Origin of the sequence: Shewanella frigidimarina (assembly GCF_003797125.1) — a bacterium.
GTDB lineage: Bacteria > Pseudomonadota > Gammaproteobacteria > Enterobacterales > Shewanellaceae > Shewanella > Shewanella frigidimarina.
In genome coordinates this window covers 509,290-526,146 of sequence record NZ_RKKE01000001.1, presented here as the reverse complement: position 1 = coordinate 526,146, position 16,857 = coordinate 509,290, and the positions used below count along the sequence as shown (strand labels likewise).

Here is a 16,857-nt window from a genome sequence, read left to right as displayed (position 1 = left end):
CTTTTTTATTATTGAGTCTCTGTTGCTGCAAGCGCTTAAACACTGAGCATTTGTGATCGATTATACCAATACTTGTTTGAGCACTCTTTGCCAGTTTTCACCCATAAAACGATCGCGATCGGTAGATTTGAAACGGGCTTTTTTCAAGGCATCGTCGATGCGGCTCATGCGGTCGATACTGTTGAGCTTTGGAATCACTACATGCTTAGGTTCAACGTCAAAACCTAATACATTTTTGTCTTCTAAGCTGTGCCACCACTCAAGGTACTCTTTTATCCCTTCGCTATTATTGTTATCTAACGCTAATAGGTTTTCTTGACCACGCAGTGGGAAATCATTGGCGATGGCTACGCAATCAAAGCCGCCCACTTTAGAAATATAAGCAAGTTGCTTTATGTAGTCTTCTATCGTTGGAATTGGCTTGTTGGTGAGCCAAAAACTCATCATGAACACCCCAAATACTCCGCCGTTATCGCCAATGGCACGGATAACTTCATCGGGTGAACAACGGGCATTGTTGACAATAGCGCGCGCAGCACCATGACTTAGCACTACCGGAGACTGGCTGGCTTTTACTGCATCAAGTGCCGTTTGGGCGCTTGAGTGACTCACATCGATAAGAATGTTTTTCCGATTAAGCTCTGTTATGAGCTCTCGCCCAGCGGCGGTTAATGGGGTATTTAAACTATTTAAGCCATTATTATCGAATGCACCACCGGCATAACGATTACCATAATGGTGTGTCAGCTGCATTACCCGTAAACCCTGTTGATGCAAATTATCTAGTTGTTGCCATTCATTACTTAAACCGTCATTTTCAACACAATCAGCGCCTTGAATTTGAAAAAACACCGCGGTTTGTTGCTGCGTTTTAGCTTTACTAATGTCAGTTCCTGTAAGCCCTTGCAGATACACGTCTGGATTGGCTTTTACTGAATTAGCCGCTTGGGTAATACTGTTGATGCAGGCTTCATAAGTGCGTTTGTAATTTTTAGTGCCATCAGCTTGTTCAATGGTTTCAATCGCCGAGATATCGGCGATAAAAGCGTCGAGTTTTGAGGCTTTTACGTCATTGATGTCGGTCGGTAAAAATGATAAACCATCAATGTATAAACGACGTGGTTTAGCTGCCCATGCAGGAAATGAGCTTAAAGGGCTTAATAATGTGGCTGCTCCAAGGCCTTTTAAGATATGACGGCGAGCTTGGTTACAGACTTTTTGGGTCATTATTATTCCTTAGGGTTGGCAGGTGTTTCAGGTACCAACATCTTGTGTATAGGCAACGATGGCTTGCGCTAACGCAGTTAAACCATTGGTACGAGATGGACTTAATTGGCCGCTTAATCCGAGACGGTCAAAATACTGTTTTACATCAAATTGTTGTATTTGCTCGGTGGTTTTACCTTGGCAGGCGACCAGTAACAATCCAATTAAGCCTTTTACAATACGTGCATCGCTATCGGCCAGATAAAAATGTCGGCCATTTAGTGTGTAATGGTACAGCCATGCTTGGCTTTCACAGCCTTTAACTTGTGCATCCGCCTGTTTAAATTCCGGCGCGAGAGGCGGTAATAATTTTCCCAATAACATTATCTGGCGGTATTTATCTTGCCAGTTATTGGCTTGCTCAATGAGGTTAACTGCTTCAACTAATTCATCCGATAAAGGCGAAAATAACTGCGGTGAAGGTGCGGTGCTTGGGTTTAACATGGTAGTTCAATTAACCTCGGCTGTAGATAATAGATGTATCTGGATCAGCGTGTTGTACTTTAACACTATAACAATAACCCTTTTACAGTATTAAGTGCATGAATAAATTGATCAACATCTTGCTTATTAGTATAGATGCCTATTGATGCACGGCAACAGCCGCCTAAATTAAGGCTGGTCATTAGCGGCATAGCGCAATGATGACCACAACGAACGGCTACAGCTTGTTGGTCGAGTAAAATCCCCACATCTTGGTGATGTTCACCTTGCAGATTAAAAGCCACAGCACCAATATTATGGCGTTGACCATCAGCGCAGTGCTTATCGCCAGAGTGTTTATCATTGGCAATACCATATAATTCGATAGCGCCAAGTTGTTGCAGTTGCTGCTGTAAATAGCGCAGCAATTGTTGTTCATGTGCAAGTATTTGCTCGCGTGGCAATTGCTGTAAAAAATGAATGGCAGCCCCTAGGCCAATCACTTCTGCGATTGCGGGCGTACCAGCTTCAAGGCGATTTGGTAACGCACCAAACTCAGTCTGCTCAAAACTCACTGTTTTGATCATCTCGCCGCCAGTGAGCATTGGGGTTAATTTATCGAGCTCTGTATATCGACCATATAAAACTCCCACCCCTGTTGGCCCATACATTTTATGGCCTGAAAACACATAAAAGTCACAATCAATTAGTTGTACATCAACAGGCAAATGGGCAATGGCCTGAGCGCCATCAACCAAGGTTAGTGCGCCGACGGCTTTGGCTTTTGCGACTAGCTCATTGACTGGGTTTAATGTGCCCAAGGCATTTGACACATGGCATAGGGTAACCACTTTAGGTTTTAGGGCTAATAATTGATCAAAAGCGGTTATATCCAGTTGCGCGTTTGTTGTCAGCGGGATCGGTTTGATCACCGCGCCGGTGCGCTTTGCCAGCTCCTGCCAAGGAACAATATTGGCGTGGTGGGCTGCGGTATCAATTAATATCACATCATTTGGCTTGATCTGTGAAGTCAGTCCGTAGGCCACCATATTGATCGATTCTGTGGTGCCGTGGGTAAAAATGATTTCGTCTTGACGCTGGGCGTGGATAAATTCAGCCACTTGTTGCCTAACCGCTTCATATTGCTGAGTTGCCCTTGCTGATAATTGATGCGCCGCACGGTGCACATTGGCATTATTGAGTTGATAGTACTCGGTCATTGCATCAATCACCGCTTGCGGTTTTTGGCTCGTTGCTGCGGTGTCTAAGTAGCACAAAGGATGATCGCCAATGGTCTGTTTAAGCGCCGGGAATTGATCGCGCAATGCTTGATGATCAAATAAAACAGCAGACGATAATGACAATGCAGGCTTCATAAATAAGGGTTTCTGTATTAAAAAGAAAAGGCATCAAGATCTTCAGTGATCTTGTTGCCTAATGCAAGGCTTTGTGGCAATAAGCCTAATGACGCGATCTTACGGACAAGGGAAACGATATAACGCCGATAACTCGTTAATTCTGCCCATCAACTCAGCAGATAAGCTGACTTTATGACTGTCGATGTTTTGCTTTAATTGATGTAAATCGGTGGCTCCAATAATGTTAGCGGCGACAAATTTGCGGCTATTTACAAACGCTAGGGCCATTTCGGTGGGAGATAAACCAAACTCACGGGCCAAATCGATATAAGCTTGCGTCGCTTCCAGTGCCATTGGGGTACTGTTGTAGCGGGCAAAGCGTTTAAATACCGTTAAACGTGCGCCTTCAGGCCACTGATTATTTTCGTATTTACCGGTTAAGGCACCAAAGGCTAACGGCGAATAAGCTAATAATGGCACTTCTTCACGATAACTGATTTCAGACATGGCGATTTCGTAGCTGCGATTAAGCAAGTTGTAAGGATTTTGCACACTAATAATACGTGGTAAATCGTGCTTTTCAGCTAATTTAAGGTATTTCATAAAGCCCCAAGGGGTTTCATTAGAAATGCCGATATAACGCACTTTACCTTGCTTAATGATTTCTGCTAAGGCTTCAAGGGTATCTAAAATAGGCGTGTAGTGCTCTTCTTCATCGTGTTCATACATCATTTCGCCGAAGAAATTGGTGTTTCTATCTGGCCAGTGCACTTGATACAAATCGATAGTATCGATTTGTAAGCGCGCTAATGAGTCATCAACGGCTTGATGGATGTTGCGCCAGTCCAGAGCCATATCTTTACGGATGTAATCACCTTTACCACCAGGCGCAGCCACTTTAGTGGCAATCACTAAATTGTCGCGATTACCTTGCGCTTTGAGGTAGTTACCAATGATGCGTTCGGTTTCACCCTGGGTTTCAACTTTAGGTGGAACCGGGTACATTTCAGCGGTATCAATAAAGTTAACGCCTTGACCAATAGCATAATCGAGTTGAGCAAAAGCGTCGGCTTGAGTATTTTGTTCTCCCCAAGTCATGGTGCCGAGGCAGATTTTACTCACCTCAAGGTTAGAATGCGCGATACGTTGATATTCCATGATCATCCTCCTATGGAATGTGCTTAATCTGAGGCTACCAAGCTTTTGCATCGTTGCAAAGCGCTATAAGACACTTGCCGTAAGACTGCTTGAAAAGTATTCAAAATCACTTGTTCATGAGGTTATCTCATATAACTGTGATATGTTTTCGCTAATGGGAGTTGTTATCAAAGGATTGTTATGAAGTTTCGATTGTGGATTGTATTAGTGGTCATTTTATTTGTGGCTTTGACCGGCTGGTTGTATTTTAACCAACAGTTAGCCGATCCGATTGCATCGACGCCATCTCCGGCAAGTAAAACACTAGATAATCAAATTCAAACTCCTTCTGAGCCCGTCCAAGAAACCGATGCTACAGCTATTGCGGTTACCAATTTTGCCGTCTGTAAAAAACTGCTGCAAAATAATGATAAACACAGTGGTAATTGGGCTCGTGATCATTACCTTAGCTGGGACAAATATCTCAATGATTACAGTTTAGATGACGTCACCATGGTGATTGACAAACTATTAAATTCTAATTTTGCCGTGATGTTTAGGGTAGAGCAGTTACGAAAAGATTCTACGTTAGCTCAATTTAATCAAAAGGCTACCAAGGATGTTAAACAAGAACTGATTAAACAAGGGCATGAACTAAGCGGTTTTTTTGCTGGAATCAAAATGTCAAAGAAAGTGCCGGCCCCCGAGTTTGAAAATCTATCGAGCTTATCAGCTACAGAGCAACAATCCGTTTTTATCACAACCCCACCCTCTATTGATGATGCTGCTGCGTTGATGCTCGATGAACACGTCTCGAACCAAACTATCATTTCGCTCCTTGCACATATTGATAATCTTAATGCTTCCGTCGGATTTGATAAACTCGATACGATTTCAGTACTCGATTATGCTATTGATGCTTCGCGAGCTGAGGTTGTTAGTTATTTATTTAAACGAGGTGTAGAGCCTAGCAAAGATGCCTATATGGGCTCGTCAATGGAATGGGCTCTTAGCCGTTTAATGGTGGGCGATGCCAATAAGCCCGATGCGGCAGCTATAGTGCAGCAATTACAAGGCAAACAAGCCAATGCACGCTTTAATCAGCAAGACAGTAGTTTAGTTGAAGGTTTCTTTCCTAGACAATATTATCGGTTTGAGCCTGCTGAGATAGCATTAATACAGCAACAATATGGGCTCGATTTACTCCAAATTGGCGCACGTGATGAACTTAGCATAAGCGATGAGCATCCATTGTTACTTGAATTACTCGCGCAACAACAAGCCTATACAGAAAAAGCCTTGAAGGTGTCGGATTTAGCAAAGGTACTGCCACAGTGCCGTAATACAATAGATAAGGTTAATGCAAAGTGGCAACCTAAAGATGCATATCTTCTTATTGGGCAGGCTGATAAAACTTACACCGATAACCCTGATAAAACTATTGAGCAGCTTGCTAAGGTTGACCCTAGTCTAGTGGATTGTATGCTAAAACGGGTTGGTGATTATCAGCGTAGACAACAATTTATCTCCAATCTAGATCCTATATTTCGTTTATTGAGTGAAGGTAAAGTCATTGATTTTATCGACTCGATATTGGCTAAACCATTAACTGACGCGAATAAAAATTGGGTTTTTAGTCAGGCACTAGAATTCGATAGCCATTTTTACGATGACTTATTTAACAGTGAGTTGTTTGTTGACCCAATACAATATTTTGACTTTAATGACCGAATGTTTTCTGCTGACTTTCTAACAGGGTTAGAAGAGTCTAGTTATGATTTACACGGGCATGATTATAGAGGGAAAACCTTACTTTTTTATGCAGTAGTTAAAGGTAATGTAGATATTATCAAGCGATTAGTTGATGATAAGTTTCCCTTTATCATTAATGATACAGACCCACAGTTAAGTAAAGGGCTCGATCCCTTACATGTCGCATTAAGTATTGAACCTTGGCAATTTAAGCCAGAAGATGCCGTTGAAAAAGTGGATTTGTTAATGCGCTACCAACCTAAAATCGATGAGTTTCATTTACGTCGAATGGGTTTGATAAAGGTAAAATACCCCGATGTTTATCAACAAATTATCAGTGCCTATCCGCAGCTCAAGGTTGTTGATGACAACGCGTTACCTCTGAGTATATGTGGGATATAGTTAATCAAAAGTTAATCAAGCATTAAACGAGATGAGAAGGAGAGCTAAGCTCCTCCTCTTACTCAGCTTGTAACACTACAGCGCTTTTATCATCGCGATTTCACAGGCATCGTGGCCGGTTTCGCCTAAATGCTGACAGTGACTAAAGCCCAGTTTTTCATAGAGTGCTAGTGCTTCAACTAGCACTGCCGTGGTTTCTAAATACATTGATTGATAGCCTTGTTGCTTGGCGAACTCAATACACTGACGGGTTAATGGCTTCGCCATACCTTGACCACGTATAGCACGAGAGAAATACATTTTTTGTAATTCACATACGCCGTCATTTTTTGCTAACGGCGCAATTCCAGCGCCGCCAACCACTTTGCCTTGATACTCAATCACCCAGTATTGTGAACCTTCAGCTTGATATACCTCACTTAAACAGTCGAGGGTTTTATCGGCTACGCTAAAGCCTTTATCTGGGGTTAACCCATATTCTGCAGACACTTCACGAATAACCGCTGCTAATGCGGCATCGTCATGTGCTTGTAATGTTCTAATCAAGGGTGCTTGCAAGTTGTCTTTGGTTGCATTTGCTTGCTGATTTTCAGTCATTAAATAATTCCGCATTGATAAAAGGAGCCATTGCCAGCACTAATGCTTGGGTATAAATGCTTTCGCGGGTGGCTAAACCTCGAGTGAGCAAGCCAATCGCGCCACCTTTTTGTTTAATATTATGAGTGTTAAATACTCGGTCCATTACTTTGCCAAGTTCTTCACCTGCTTGTAAAGCGTTAAAAATTGACTGTGGCAACGGCAAGTTAGCGCTACGACCAACAGATAATGTGCTGTTATGGATAATGGCCATGTAAGCAAAGGTGGCTGGGCTGTGATCAAACTGATCGACTCCGCCTTCCATTGCCACATAAAAGTCAGCATGTTGATCGACTACTTTTGCATTGGCTTGGCAAAATTGAGCTCGGTTGATGGCACCCAATTTAGTTTCTGCTTCGGTCATGGGTTGGTCTGCCACCAGTGATGGTGCATGCATGCCAGTACAATCAATATGAACATCAGGGAAATATTGTCCAATAGCCTGTTTTGCAGCATTGATTTTAACTGGGTTGGTTGAACCAACAATGATAGTTAACGTTTGTGGTATCGCAGTAAAAGTTGGCATAGGGTTATGTTCTTATTTGTTTGAGTTAACCATGTTGGGCACAGTAGTGAAGTTAACCACATTGTAAGGGATTTTAACCATTTGGGGTTTGATGACGTAGTTAATTTTAGTACTGATAATTGTAACTTGTTGTAAATAAAGATTTTGTTTAGTTGGTATGAAACCTGCTAAATGATTGTTAATTGCCGCTAACTCATACAAACATCAGTTAACTTTGTTAATAACATCTGTTTAGTGGGCTAAGCTTATTTTTATTCTCATAAAAGGAATTAATCTTATGTCTATTCGTATCGCAACCATTAGTGTCACGGTCGGGCTTATTCTAGGTGCCACCCTATTTGGCGCTTCGCAAAGCGAAGCCGAGTCTGTATTTACGTCATCGTCAGAGCAAAACAATACAAATCTTAACTTAGTAAAACAGCAATTAAATCTTGATGCTGGATCATTAACTGAGTTAGTCGCCAATACTGGCGCCGGCAAGTTAACAATTGTCGGGGTTGAAGGCTTAAAAGAAGTTAGCGTACATGCCGATATTTACACCCAATCATTGGATCAAGATGACATCGAAATTAAGCTCAGCTTGACCCGAAAAGGTGATAAGGGCTATTTATTATCAGAAATACACAGTGATCACTATTTCGGTGAATCACCTTATATTGATTTATTGGTAGAAGTACCAGCGGCGCTCGCATTGAATATTAAAGACGGTTCAGGGCCCATCCAAATAGATGATGTTAGTGCGGATATTGAGTTGATCGATGGCTCTGGCAGTATTGTGATGAACCACATTGGCAAATTGGTATTAGTTGATGGCTCAGGCTCTATTAATATTAGCGAGGCTAAAGGCGCGATTGAGTTGCAAGATGGTTCGGGCTCCATTCGCATTAACCATGTTATTGGTGATGTGAGTATTGAAGATGGTTCGGGTTCAATCAAGGTTAATCAAGTCTCCGGATTGGTTAAGATAAATGATGGTTCCGGTGGCATTGATGTGGCTAACACCAAAGGTTTGACCATTGTTAATTCTGGGTCTGGTAGTGTCGATTATCAAAATATCGATGGCCCACTAACCCTAGACTGATGCTCAGCCACATTAAGCTCAGGTAAATCAAACTTAAGCTTATTTGGTCAAGATGTTCAAGTTAACTGCAACTGCGGCACGCAACATGCTTTTTTGTTTCAAAGCCAAGTTTAATCATGGCATGATGCAGGCACGTTATTAGTGAAGTTAGCATTGTTGAAGTAAGAGTTAATCATGGCAAAGAAGTTTTACGTAGTATGGGCCGGTCGAGAAACGGGTATTTTTACCAGCTGGGATGTTACCAAGCGTTCAGTTGATAAATATCCGCAAGCCAAGTTCAAATCCTTTGCTACAGAAGCAGAAGCCAAAGTTGCATTTGCTAAATCTCCTGCAAGCAGCATAGGCAAAAGTGTGCCAGCTAAAGCGGCTGGTCGTTCATCGACAAAGGCTGCAGGGGCTGGAACATCAACCAAGACTCTTAGCGCTAATCAAGCTGTGTTAAGCCAATTTGATGTGGTTATTTACACCGACGGAGGTTGCGAACCCAACCCAGGTAAAGCGGGTTCAGGGATGGCGATATACCGCAAAGGCGAGTTAGCCGAATTATGGTTTGGTTTGTTTAATCCTAATGGCACCAATAATACCGCCGAGCTCAATGCACTGCATCAAGCATTGATTGTGGCTAAAAAGGTCCTAGACGCGGGTGAAACAGTGCAAATCATGAGTGACTCACAGTATTCGATTAAATGTGTTTGTGAGTGGGCATATGGTTGGAAAGCCAAAAGCTGGACCCGAAAAACCGGTGAAATCGCCAATCTGGAGATCATCAAGCAAGCACATGAGTTATACGATGCAATGAAAGACGATATCGTGCTTCAGCATGTCGCGGCCCATATAGGTATTGAAGGTAACGAGCTGGCAGACAGAATGTCGATTCATGCGATTGATAAACAACACAAAGGGTTTAGTCAATTTAGTGCGCCACTGGATATCAGTAAAATTCTCGCGTTGCGAACAGGCTAGTTATTGTCGTAATCTCTGCTGAGCGCGTTAAATTCTTTAAAACAGAAACACAAAAAAGCCGGATTATTCCGGCTTTTGTATGTGTGACTTACGATTACTTAGTATTTTCTTCGTACATTAAATAATGGCTTTGCTCCATCCCTAATGATTCATAGGTTTTTTGGGCAATTTTATTGTCATGTTCAACATACAAACGGAAACTGGCGGTGCCACCGTTTTCTGCTGCTAAGTCTTTTACCGCTTGATAAAGCTTGCCATAAATACCCTGACGACGATTCTGTGGACGGATATACACACTCTGGATCCAGTAATAATTACTCGCGCGCCAGTCACTCCACTCATAGGTGACCATTAACGAACCGGTAATCTCACCGTCAACTTCGGCGACTAAATATACCCCACGTTCAGGATGGGTAAGCAGTCCTTCAACACCGCGAGTTAATTGCTCAGTGTCTAATGAAAGGTTTTCGGTTTCCATTGCCATGGCTTGGTTAAACTGAACTAGGGCTTGTAGGTCGGCATGTTGGCCAATTCTTATTGTCATGTTTTTCTCGTTTTTATAGGATGAACTGTGAATATCATAACGCGACACTCAATAAAAGTATTGGTTTGTTGCGTCAGAAAATGTGTACGAAATAAGTGAGTGTTACAATATTTATGGCAGTTTAGTCGGGTGAAAGACCAAATTCAATAACGGTAAAACTCAACAATACTCAATCAACATTTCAGTGCCTAAAACAAACATACCCATATTGCTTAACCCGCTTGATAGCGTGATTACAACTTCACAATAAAACAGCTGTGTCATATTTGTTCAATATAAAAACTCTCAAATGTTGGTTTTTTCAGTATAAAAAAGGCGAAAAATAATCCTATTACCGATGTTGTTTGCCGTACTTTTACACGGATTAATGCTGCTAATACTCGGCGTTACGCCAGTCTGTGCGTGGATCAGGGCTTACTTATTTACGGTCCTCCACTAACGTATAATTGAAATTATTGTGACGATGCAGTAATGTGACGCCACGACGATTTAGATCTATGTCACAAACTGCATAAATTGATGGAGATAATTATGAAAGTTGCTGTATTGGGTGCTGCTGGTGGTATTGGCCAGGCTCTAGCTTTACTGTTAAAAACTCAACTGCCTGCGGGCTCAAAGTTGTCTCTATATGACATCGCTCCTGTTACTCCTGGTGTTGCGGTTGACTTAAGTCACATCCCAACAGACGTAGAAGTAAAAGGTTTTGCTGGTCAAGATCCTACTGATGCATTAGTTGGCGCAGACGTAGTGTTAATGTCTGCTGGTGTTGCGCGTAAGCCTGGTATGGATCGTTCAGATCTATTCAACATCAACGCTGGTATCGTGCGTAACCTAATGGAAAAAGTGGCTGTAACTTGCCCTAAAGCATTAGTGGGTATTATTACTAACCCAGTTAACACGACTGTAGCGATTGCTGCTGAAGTATTAAAAAATGCCGGTGTTTATGACAAAAACCGTTTATTCGGTATCACAACACTTGACGTTATCCGTAGCGAAACCTTCATCGCTGAGCTTAAAGGCTTAAACGTTGCTGATGTTAAAGTTAACGTGATTGGCGGACACAGCGGTGTGACTATTCTTCCACTACTTTCTCAAGTTGAAGGTGTTACTTTCACTGACGAAGAAGTAGCAGCAATGACAACTCGCATTCAAAACGCGGGTACTGAAGTTGTTGAAGCTAAAGCCGGTGGCGGTAGCGCAACATTATCAATGGGCCAAGCTGCATGTCGCTTTGGTTTATCATTGGTACGTGGTCTACAAGGCGAAGCTAACGTTGTTGAGTGTGCTTATGTTGACGGCGGCAGTGAGCACGCTACATTCTTCGCACAGCCAATCCTACTTGGCAAAAACGGCGTAGAAAAAGTATTACCTTACGGTGAAATCAGCGCATTCGAAGCTAACGCTCGCGATGCAATGTTAGACACTCTTAAAGGTGACATCAAATTAGGCGTTGAATTTGTTAAGTAATTAACAGGTCGATGCTCTAAAAAACGCGAAGCCAAGGCTTCGCGTTTTTTTGGTTTTAAAATAGGTTCTTTTTTACCAACTAATCTCTTTGCCTTGCCAATCTAAGTAACTGGCTTCGCCGTTGGGCTCAATATTGGCCATGATGTTATACAGCTGGCTGGCGACAAATTCTGGGGTAAAAAGCTTGCCTGCGGGTACATTAGCCTGAAAGGGTTTTGATAATGGAGTGTCAGTAGTACCGGGGTGAAACGCAATGAGTTTAACTCGTTTAAGGCGTCTGGCATATTCAACCGCAGTGGTTTTGATTAGCATGTTTAATGCGGCTTTTGACGCACGGTAGCCATACCAGCCGCCGAGGCGATTATCTGAAATGCTGCCTACTCGGGCACTTAATATGCTGATCACACATTTTTGTTCACCAGTGACTTTATGACGCGGTAGTGACAATAATGAGGTGAGGGCGCTTAGCCATAACATAGGCACAATACTGTTGGCATAAAACAACTGTTCTAACGATAGTGCATCAATATCCTCAATGCGTTTCTCTGGCATTAATGTTGAATCTTTAGCCGAATGAGGCCCTAAAGTTGAATCAGCGCTTTGCGGGTTTTTACTGTGCAAAATACCATTACACATCACTATTCGTGTCACTTTGCCTGCAATGGCCGCTATATTGGTAACACATTGTTCTATTGAGGCTTGCTGATAATCACAGCTGAAATGATGATGGCTAATATTGTCCGTAAGATCATGTAGTATCAATTTATTTTGGCGGCTAACCGTAATGATTTGTAGCGGCGAAGTATCATGCCTGTTTGACTGCTGGCTTGATGCTTGCTGAATAACTGCTTGATCAGTATAGGCTTGGTGAGTAAAGGTTTTGGTAATAAAAGCTTGGGCAATTAGCGATGACGCGCCAATCACAATAATGGTTTCTGTTGTCGTTGAATCGCTCATGCACTTTGCCCTTACTTTATTTTACAGTTACCGTTATCACAGCGTTTTTGACCTGTAAGCAAATAAGATATACGGTAACGATTACGGGCAAAGGCCAAATACGCGAGGTCAGCAACAGGTTTAATCAGCGGTAAACGTAATAACTTTATCCAACCATGTTTACCGGTTAAGCCCCAAGCTTTAGCTGTAACATCTAAACCATACAGCCAGCTACCATCAGCTTGTAATCCATGTAGCACCGTATTGGCGTGCACTACATCTAAATCAGGAAAACGCAGATTAATATCAGCAGCGTTAATGTCTTCAAGGCCGATGCGGTTTAAATTGTCATGATGCTTTAATTGCTTCATTTCATTGAGGCACAGTGGGCAGGTGCCATCGTAAAAAATAGTCAGTTCCATTATTTACCTCTTTTATGCCAATGCTTACTAAACACACATTTTTAATGCTTATATTGACTATTGTACGCCCCAAACTCCAAGTCAGTTTACATTTGTTTCCATGATCGCGATTACACACAAATTACCGAGGTTTATGATCTTTTTATTGCATCTTGGCGTATATCATCAAAACAATTCACAAGGGCTCAATAATGCCATTAAGCCAAGCCATTATTAAGGTCACCAATTTACGCTTACGTACGTTTATTGGGTTTAACCAAGACGAACGCGAAAAGCAGCAAGACGTGGTGATCAATATCGAGATCCATTATCCAGCCGATCGATCGTTTCAAACCGACGATGTTGCCGATGCGCTAAACTACAAAGTAATCACCAAAAAAGTGATTCAGCATGTCGAAGAAGGCCGTTTTTTATTACTGGAAAAATTGGTTGCCGACGTATTAGATATTTGTCGTGAGCACCCAACCGTTACCCTGGCCAGAGTCACCATTGATAAGCCTCATGCATTGCGTTTCGCTGATTCAGTGTCGTTATCTTTAGAATACCAAAGCTAGCCAACCTATTATTTAAGGATGTTATTATGACGACCATTAATGACATAACTCGCGCAGAGTTGTCTGCAGAAGCATTAAAAGTACAACAAGCGTTAGTCGCCCATGGCCTTGAAACACCGTTAGTGCCAAGTGACATGACCAGCGAGCAAAAATACCAGCGCATTAAAGGCTTAATGACCGAAGTTGTGTCGACGTTAGGGCTAGATTTAACCGATGACAGCTTAGCCGAAACTCCGCACCGCATTGCCAAAATGTACGTTAACGAAATTTTCTCGGGTCTCGATTATGCTAATTTTCCAAAAATCACTCAAATCGATAATAAGATGGGTGTTGAAGAGATGGTAAAAATTAGCAATATCAGTGTTGTGAGCACTTGCGAGCATCACTTTATTACTATCGATGGTTTCGCCAAAGTGGCATATATTCCCAAAGATAACATTATCGGCTTATCGAAAATTAACCGCATCGTGCGATTTTTTGCTCAGCGTCCACAAGTGCAAGAGCGCTTAACTCAGCAGATTTTAGTCGCGCTGCAAACGTTGTTGGCGACCGATGATGTTGCAGTGAGCATTAACGCCACCCATTACTGCGTAAAATCTCGTGGCATTATGGACACCTCGTCAAGCACACAAACCACTGCACTTGGCGGCTGCTTTAAGGCCAATCCTGCTAGCCGAGCCGAATTTTTAGCATAACTTTTAGCATAACTTTTAGCATAACTTTTAGCATAACGTTTAGCATAACGTTTAGGCATAGCTAGCCTGAACTCGGGATCGATAGCGCCACAGCATGATTTTTAATAATGACTTCACATCGTGAGGTCATTTTTTATAAACACTATCGATTGTCATTATTACGCGCTAGGATGGCTTTTAGTCAGATTTGAATGGTTTGCTTTGAGATAACCATCTAATTTAATTATGATAAAAGCTCAATGTATCTGAGCTTAAATAAAGAGAGCATTATGGAACGTACAATACTGATCACTGGCGTAGGTAAACGCATAGGTTATGCACTGGCCAAATATTATTTGGCTCAAGGTCATCATGTCATTGGCACTTATCGCACTCATTATGACAGCATTGAACAGCTCGGTAAGTTGGGCGCGAGTTTACATTCATGCGACTTAACCGATCCAGCATCTATTGATGGATTAATTATTCACATCAATGAGCATCATGCTCGCGTCGATACCATTATTCATAATGCGTCAGACTGGTTACCCGATAACAGCGGCTTAAGCCCTGCCGATACGATGATGCGGATGATGCAAATTCACGTATCAGCACCGTATCAAATCAATCTCGCCTTAGCGCCATTACTGATTAGCGCCGCTAAAAGCAATGACGACAGTATTGGTGCCAGTAACATTATTCACATTACCGATTACGTTGCCGAAAAGGGCAGTAAAAAGCACATCGCCTACGCCGCCAGTAAAGCAGCATTGCATAATATGACACTGTCATTTGCCAGTTTATTAGCCCCACATGTCAAAGTGAACTCCATTGCTCCTGCGATGATTTTATTTAATGAAGATGACGGCGAGACATACAAAGCCAAAGCGTTGGCTAAAGCCATATTGCCCAAAGAAGCTGGTAATGCGGAGATTATTGCTTTAGTCGACTACTTGCACACCAGCCATTATGTTACCGGCCGCAGCTACGCCGTTGATGGCGGCAGGCATTTAAAATAATCCATACAACGCCAAGCGCTAATGTGCGGGGCAATGTTGACGTTAATTTGCTATAGACTTCTAGATGGCTAATTGTTAGTGTGGATATTAATCAGTATCCACACTCGCTATTATCGAAAGGAAGTCACTATGTCTGCAGAAAACATGAAGCTGGAATCATTGGCGCTACATTATGGCTACGAGTCTGAAGCTACCACCAAAGCCGCTGCGGTGCCGATATACCAAACCACCTCATATACCTTCGATGATACCCAGCACGGTGCCGACCTGTTTGATTTAAAAGTGGCAGGCAACATCTATACCCGCATCATGAATCCCACTACCAGTGTGTTAGAGCAACGCTTAGCCGCCATTGAAGGCGGTATCGGTGCACTGGCTGTGGCATCTGGCATGGCTGCGATTACTTACGCGATTCAAGCATTAACCCAAGTGGGCGACAATATTGTCAGTACCAGCCAGTTGTACGGCGGCACGTATAACTTATTTGCCCATACGCTGCCACGCCAGGGCGTTGAAGTCCGTATGGCGGCGTTTGATGACTTTGATGGTCTCGACGCATTAATTGACGACAACACTAAAGCGCTATTTTGCGAATCGATTGGTAACCCAGCAGGTAATATTGTCGACTTACAACGTTTGGCCGATATTGCCCATAAACACGGAGTGCCATTAATTGTCGATAACACCGTAGCGACGCCAGTGTTGTGCCGCGCATTTGATCATGGTGCCGACATTGTTATCCATTCGCTCACTAAATACATTGGCGGCCACGGCACAACCATTGGCGGGGTGATTATTGACTCGGGTAAATTTGACTGGGTTGCCAACAAAAAACGTTTTGCGATACTTAACGAACCTGATCCGTCTTATCACGGTGTGGTGTATACCGACGCATTTGGACCCGCCGCTTATATTGGCCGATGCCGCGTAGTGCCACTGCGTAATACTGGCGCAGCCTTGTCACCACACAGTTCATTTTTGTTACTTCAAGGCTTAGAAACCTTAAGTTTACGCATGGAACGTCATTGCAGTAATGCGCTTACGCTAGCCGAATATCTCCAGCAGCACCCAAGCATTAGTTGGGTAAATTACGCAGCACTTCCAGACAGCCCGCACCATGCAACCTGCCAAAAAATCACTGGTGGTAAAGCTTCAGGGATTATTAGTTTTGGCATTAAAGCTGCTAACGCAGAAGCGGGTAAAGTAGCTGGTGGTAAGTTTATTGATGCACTGCAAATGGTGTTACGTTTGGTCAATATCGGTGATGCTAAATCGTTAGCTTGTCATCCAGCCAGTACCACCCATCGCCAGTTAGACAGTGTCGAATTAGCTAAAGCCGGAGTATCAGAAGATCTAGTGCGCATATCGGTGGGTATTGAGCACATCGACGACATCATTGCCGATGTTAGCCAAGCATTAGAGAAAGCAATTGTGTAGTCACAATTGCTTTTGTTGCATATAACAAAAATCGTGGCACTTCGTCCACACCCGACCAAGAAGGGAAAAACTGCTTTCCCCTCTTGGATCTCCCCGGCAGCTCCGGCAAAGTGTTGATCCTCATAGCATAATAAAAATCGCCTAACGGCTCAGATGGTACATCCCTGTACCCCAGAGCCTGTGCCATCATCCTTGATGTCACTTCGGCATTTTTATCATGCTATTTCGGACACTTTGGACGGAGAATAGTTAAGTCTGCA

At 42.8% G+C, this 16,857-nt stretch carries 17 protein-coding genes; 8 read left to right on the top strand and 9 right to left on the bottom strand.

Translation table 11 applies throughout. From position 1 onward, the window contains the following. Positions 1–60: 60 nt before the first annotated feature. The 4 genes from EGC86_RS02320 to EGC86_RS02305 form a co-directional block, all read right to left on the bottom strand. Positions 61–1,227 carry a membrane dipeptidase gene (locus EGC86_RS02320; protein WP_123776508.1) on the bottom strand — a complete coding sequence of 389 codons (1,167 nt, stop codon included), beginning with the start codon at positions 1,225–1,227 and terminating at the stop codon, positions 61–63. 27 nt (positions 1,228–1,254) lie between these two features. Further along, complete coding sequence (locus EGC86_RS02315; protein WP_011638621.1) at positions 1,255–1,710, bottom strand: SufE family protein; 456 nt, start codon at positions 1,708–1,710, stop codon at positions 1,255–1,257. 65 nt (positions 1,711–1,775) lie between these two features. Then, on the bottom strand, positions 1,776–3,065 hold the full coding sequence (locus EGC86_RS02310) for an aminotransferase class V-fold PLP-dependent enzyme (RefSeq protein WP_123776507.1): 1,290 nt from the start codon (positions 3,063–3,065) through the stop codon (positions 1,776–1,778). Between the two features lie 99 nt (positions 3,066–3,164). Further along, positions 3,165–4,205, bottom strand: coding sequence for an NADP(H)-dependent aldo-keto reductase (locus EGC86_RS02305; protein WP_123776506.1), 1,041 nt, complete (start codon positions 4,203–4,205; stop codon positions 3,165–3,167). A gap of 180 nt (positions 4,206–4,385) precedes the next feature. On the opposite strand from EGC86_RS02305, the gene EGC86_RS02300 reads away from it, so the two are divergent. Beyond that, complete coding sequence (locus tag EGC86_RS02300) at positions 4,386–6,338, top strand: ankyrin repeat domain-containing protein (RefSeq protein ID WP_123776505.1); 1,953 nt, start codon at positions 4,386–4,388, stop codon at positions 6,336–6,338. Between the two features lie 75 nt (positions 6,339–6,413). Here the strand turns inward: EGC86_RS02300 and EGC86_RS02295 are convergent, their stop codons facing one another. Together EGC86_RS02295 and yjjX are read right to left on the bottom strand one after the other, a co-directional pair. After that, positions 6,414–6,935 (bottom strand): GNAT family N-acetyltransferase, encoded by a 522-nt coding sequence (locus EGC86_RS02295; protein WP_011638617.1) that lies wholly within the window; start codon positions 6,933–6,935, stop codon positions 6,414–6,416. Then, a complete protein-coding gene (gene yjjX, locus EGC86_RS02290) occupies positions 6,928–7,500 on the bottom strand; it encodes an inosine/xanthosine triphosphatase (RefSeq protein WP_123776504.1) in 573 nt (190 codons plus the stop codon). Before yjjX ends, EGC86_RS02295 begins: the two co-directional genes overlap by 8 nt. 277 nt (positions 7,501–7,777) lie before the next feature. On the opposite strand from yjjX, the gene EGC86_RS02285 reads away from it, so the two are divergent. Together EGC86_RS02285 and EGC86_RS02280 are read left to right on the top strand one after the other, a co-directional pair. Beyond that, the gene (locus tag EGC86_RS02285) at positions 7,778–8,581 is read left to right on the top strand and encodes a DUF4097 family beta strand repeat-containing protein (RefSeq protein WP_123776503.1); all 804 of its coding nucleotides are present in this window, start codon (positions 7,778–7,780) and stop codon (positions 8,579–8,581) included. Between the two features lie 174 nt (positions 8,582–8,755). Further along, positions 8,756–9,544 carry a ribonuclease H family protein gene (locus EGC86_RS02280; RefSeq protein WP_123776502.1) on the top strand — a complete coding sequence of 263 codons (789 nt, stop codon included), beginning with the start codon at positions 8,756–8,758 and terminating at the stop codon, positions 9,542–9,544. 94 nt (positions 9,545–9,638) lie between these two features. Here EGC86_RS02280 and EGC86_RS02275 read toward each other — a convergent pair whose 3' ends face one another. Beyond that, a complete protein-coding gene (locus tag EGC86_RS02275) occupies positions 9,639–10,088 on the bottom strand; it encodes a GNAT family N-acetyltransferase (protein ID WP_123776501.1) in 450 nt (149 codons plus the stop codon). Positions 10,089–10,619: 531 nt separating this feature from the next. Between EGC86_RS02275 and mdh the strand changes: the two genes are divergently transcribed. Continuing rightward, a complete protein-coding gene (gene mdh, locus EGC86_RS02270; RefSeq protein WP_011638612.1) occupies positions 10,620–11,555 on the top strand; it encodes a malate dehydrogenase in 936 nt (311 codons plus the stop codon). Positions 11,556–11,627: 72 nt separating this feature from the next. Here the strand turns inward: mdh and EGC86_RS02265 are convergent, their stop codons facing one another. Both EGC86_RS02265 and EGC86_RS02260 read right to left on the bottom strand, forming a co-directional pair. Next, a complete protein-coding gene (locus EGC86_RS02265; RefSeq protein ID WP_059745579.1) occupies positions 11,628–12,512 on the bottom strand; it encodes an SDR family NAD(P)-dependent oxidoreductase in 885 nt (294 codons plus the stop codon). 11 nt (positions 12,513–12,523) lie between these two features. After that, positions 12,524–12,913: a thiol-disulfide oxidoreductase DCC family protein gene (locus EGC86_RS02260; RefSeq protein WP_059745580.1), complete on the bottom strand. Its 390-nt coding sequence runs from the start codon at positions 12,911–12,913 to the stop codon at positions 12,524–12,526. A 191-nt stretch (positions 12,914–13,104) separates the two neighbouring features. On the opposite strand from EGC86_RS02260, the gene folX reads away from it, so the two are divergent. The 4 genes from folX to EGC86_RS02240 all read left to right on the top strand — a co-directional run bounded on the left by folX (position 13,105) and on the right by EGC86_RS02240 (position 16,597). Further along, positions 13,105–13,467, top strand: coding sequence for a dihydroneopterin triphosphate 2'-epimerase (gene folX, locus EGC86_RS02255; RefSeq protein WP_011638602.1), 363 nt, complete (start codon positions 13,105–13,107; stop codon positions 13,465–13,467). A gap of 26 nt (positions 13,468–13,493) precedes the next feature. Then, on the top strand, positions 13,494–14,162 hold the full coding sequence (gene folE, locus EGC86_RS02250) for a GTP cyclohydrolase I FolE (RefSeq protein ID WP_102036080.1): 669 nt from the start codon (positions 13,494–13,496) through the stop codon (positions 14,160–14,162). A gap of 269 nt (positions 14,163–14,431) precedes the next feature. Continuing rightward, the gene (gene folM / locus EGC86_RS02245; protein ID WP_123776500.1) at positions 14,432–15,160 is read left to right on the top strand and encodes a dihydromonapterin reductase; all 729 of its coding nucleotides are present in this window, start codon (positions 14,432–14,434) and stop codon (positions 15,158–15,160) included. Between the two features lie 144 nt (positions 15,161–15,304). After that, the gene (locus EGC86_RS02240; protein ID WP_123776831.1) at positions 15,305–16,597 is read left to right on the top strand and encodes an O-acetylhomoserine aminocarboxypropyltransferase/cysteine synthase family protein; all 1,293 of its coding nucleotides are present in this window, start codon (positions 15,305–15,307) and stop codon (positions 16,595–16,597) included. Positions 16,598–16,857 lie beyond the last annotated feature (260 nt).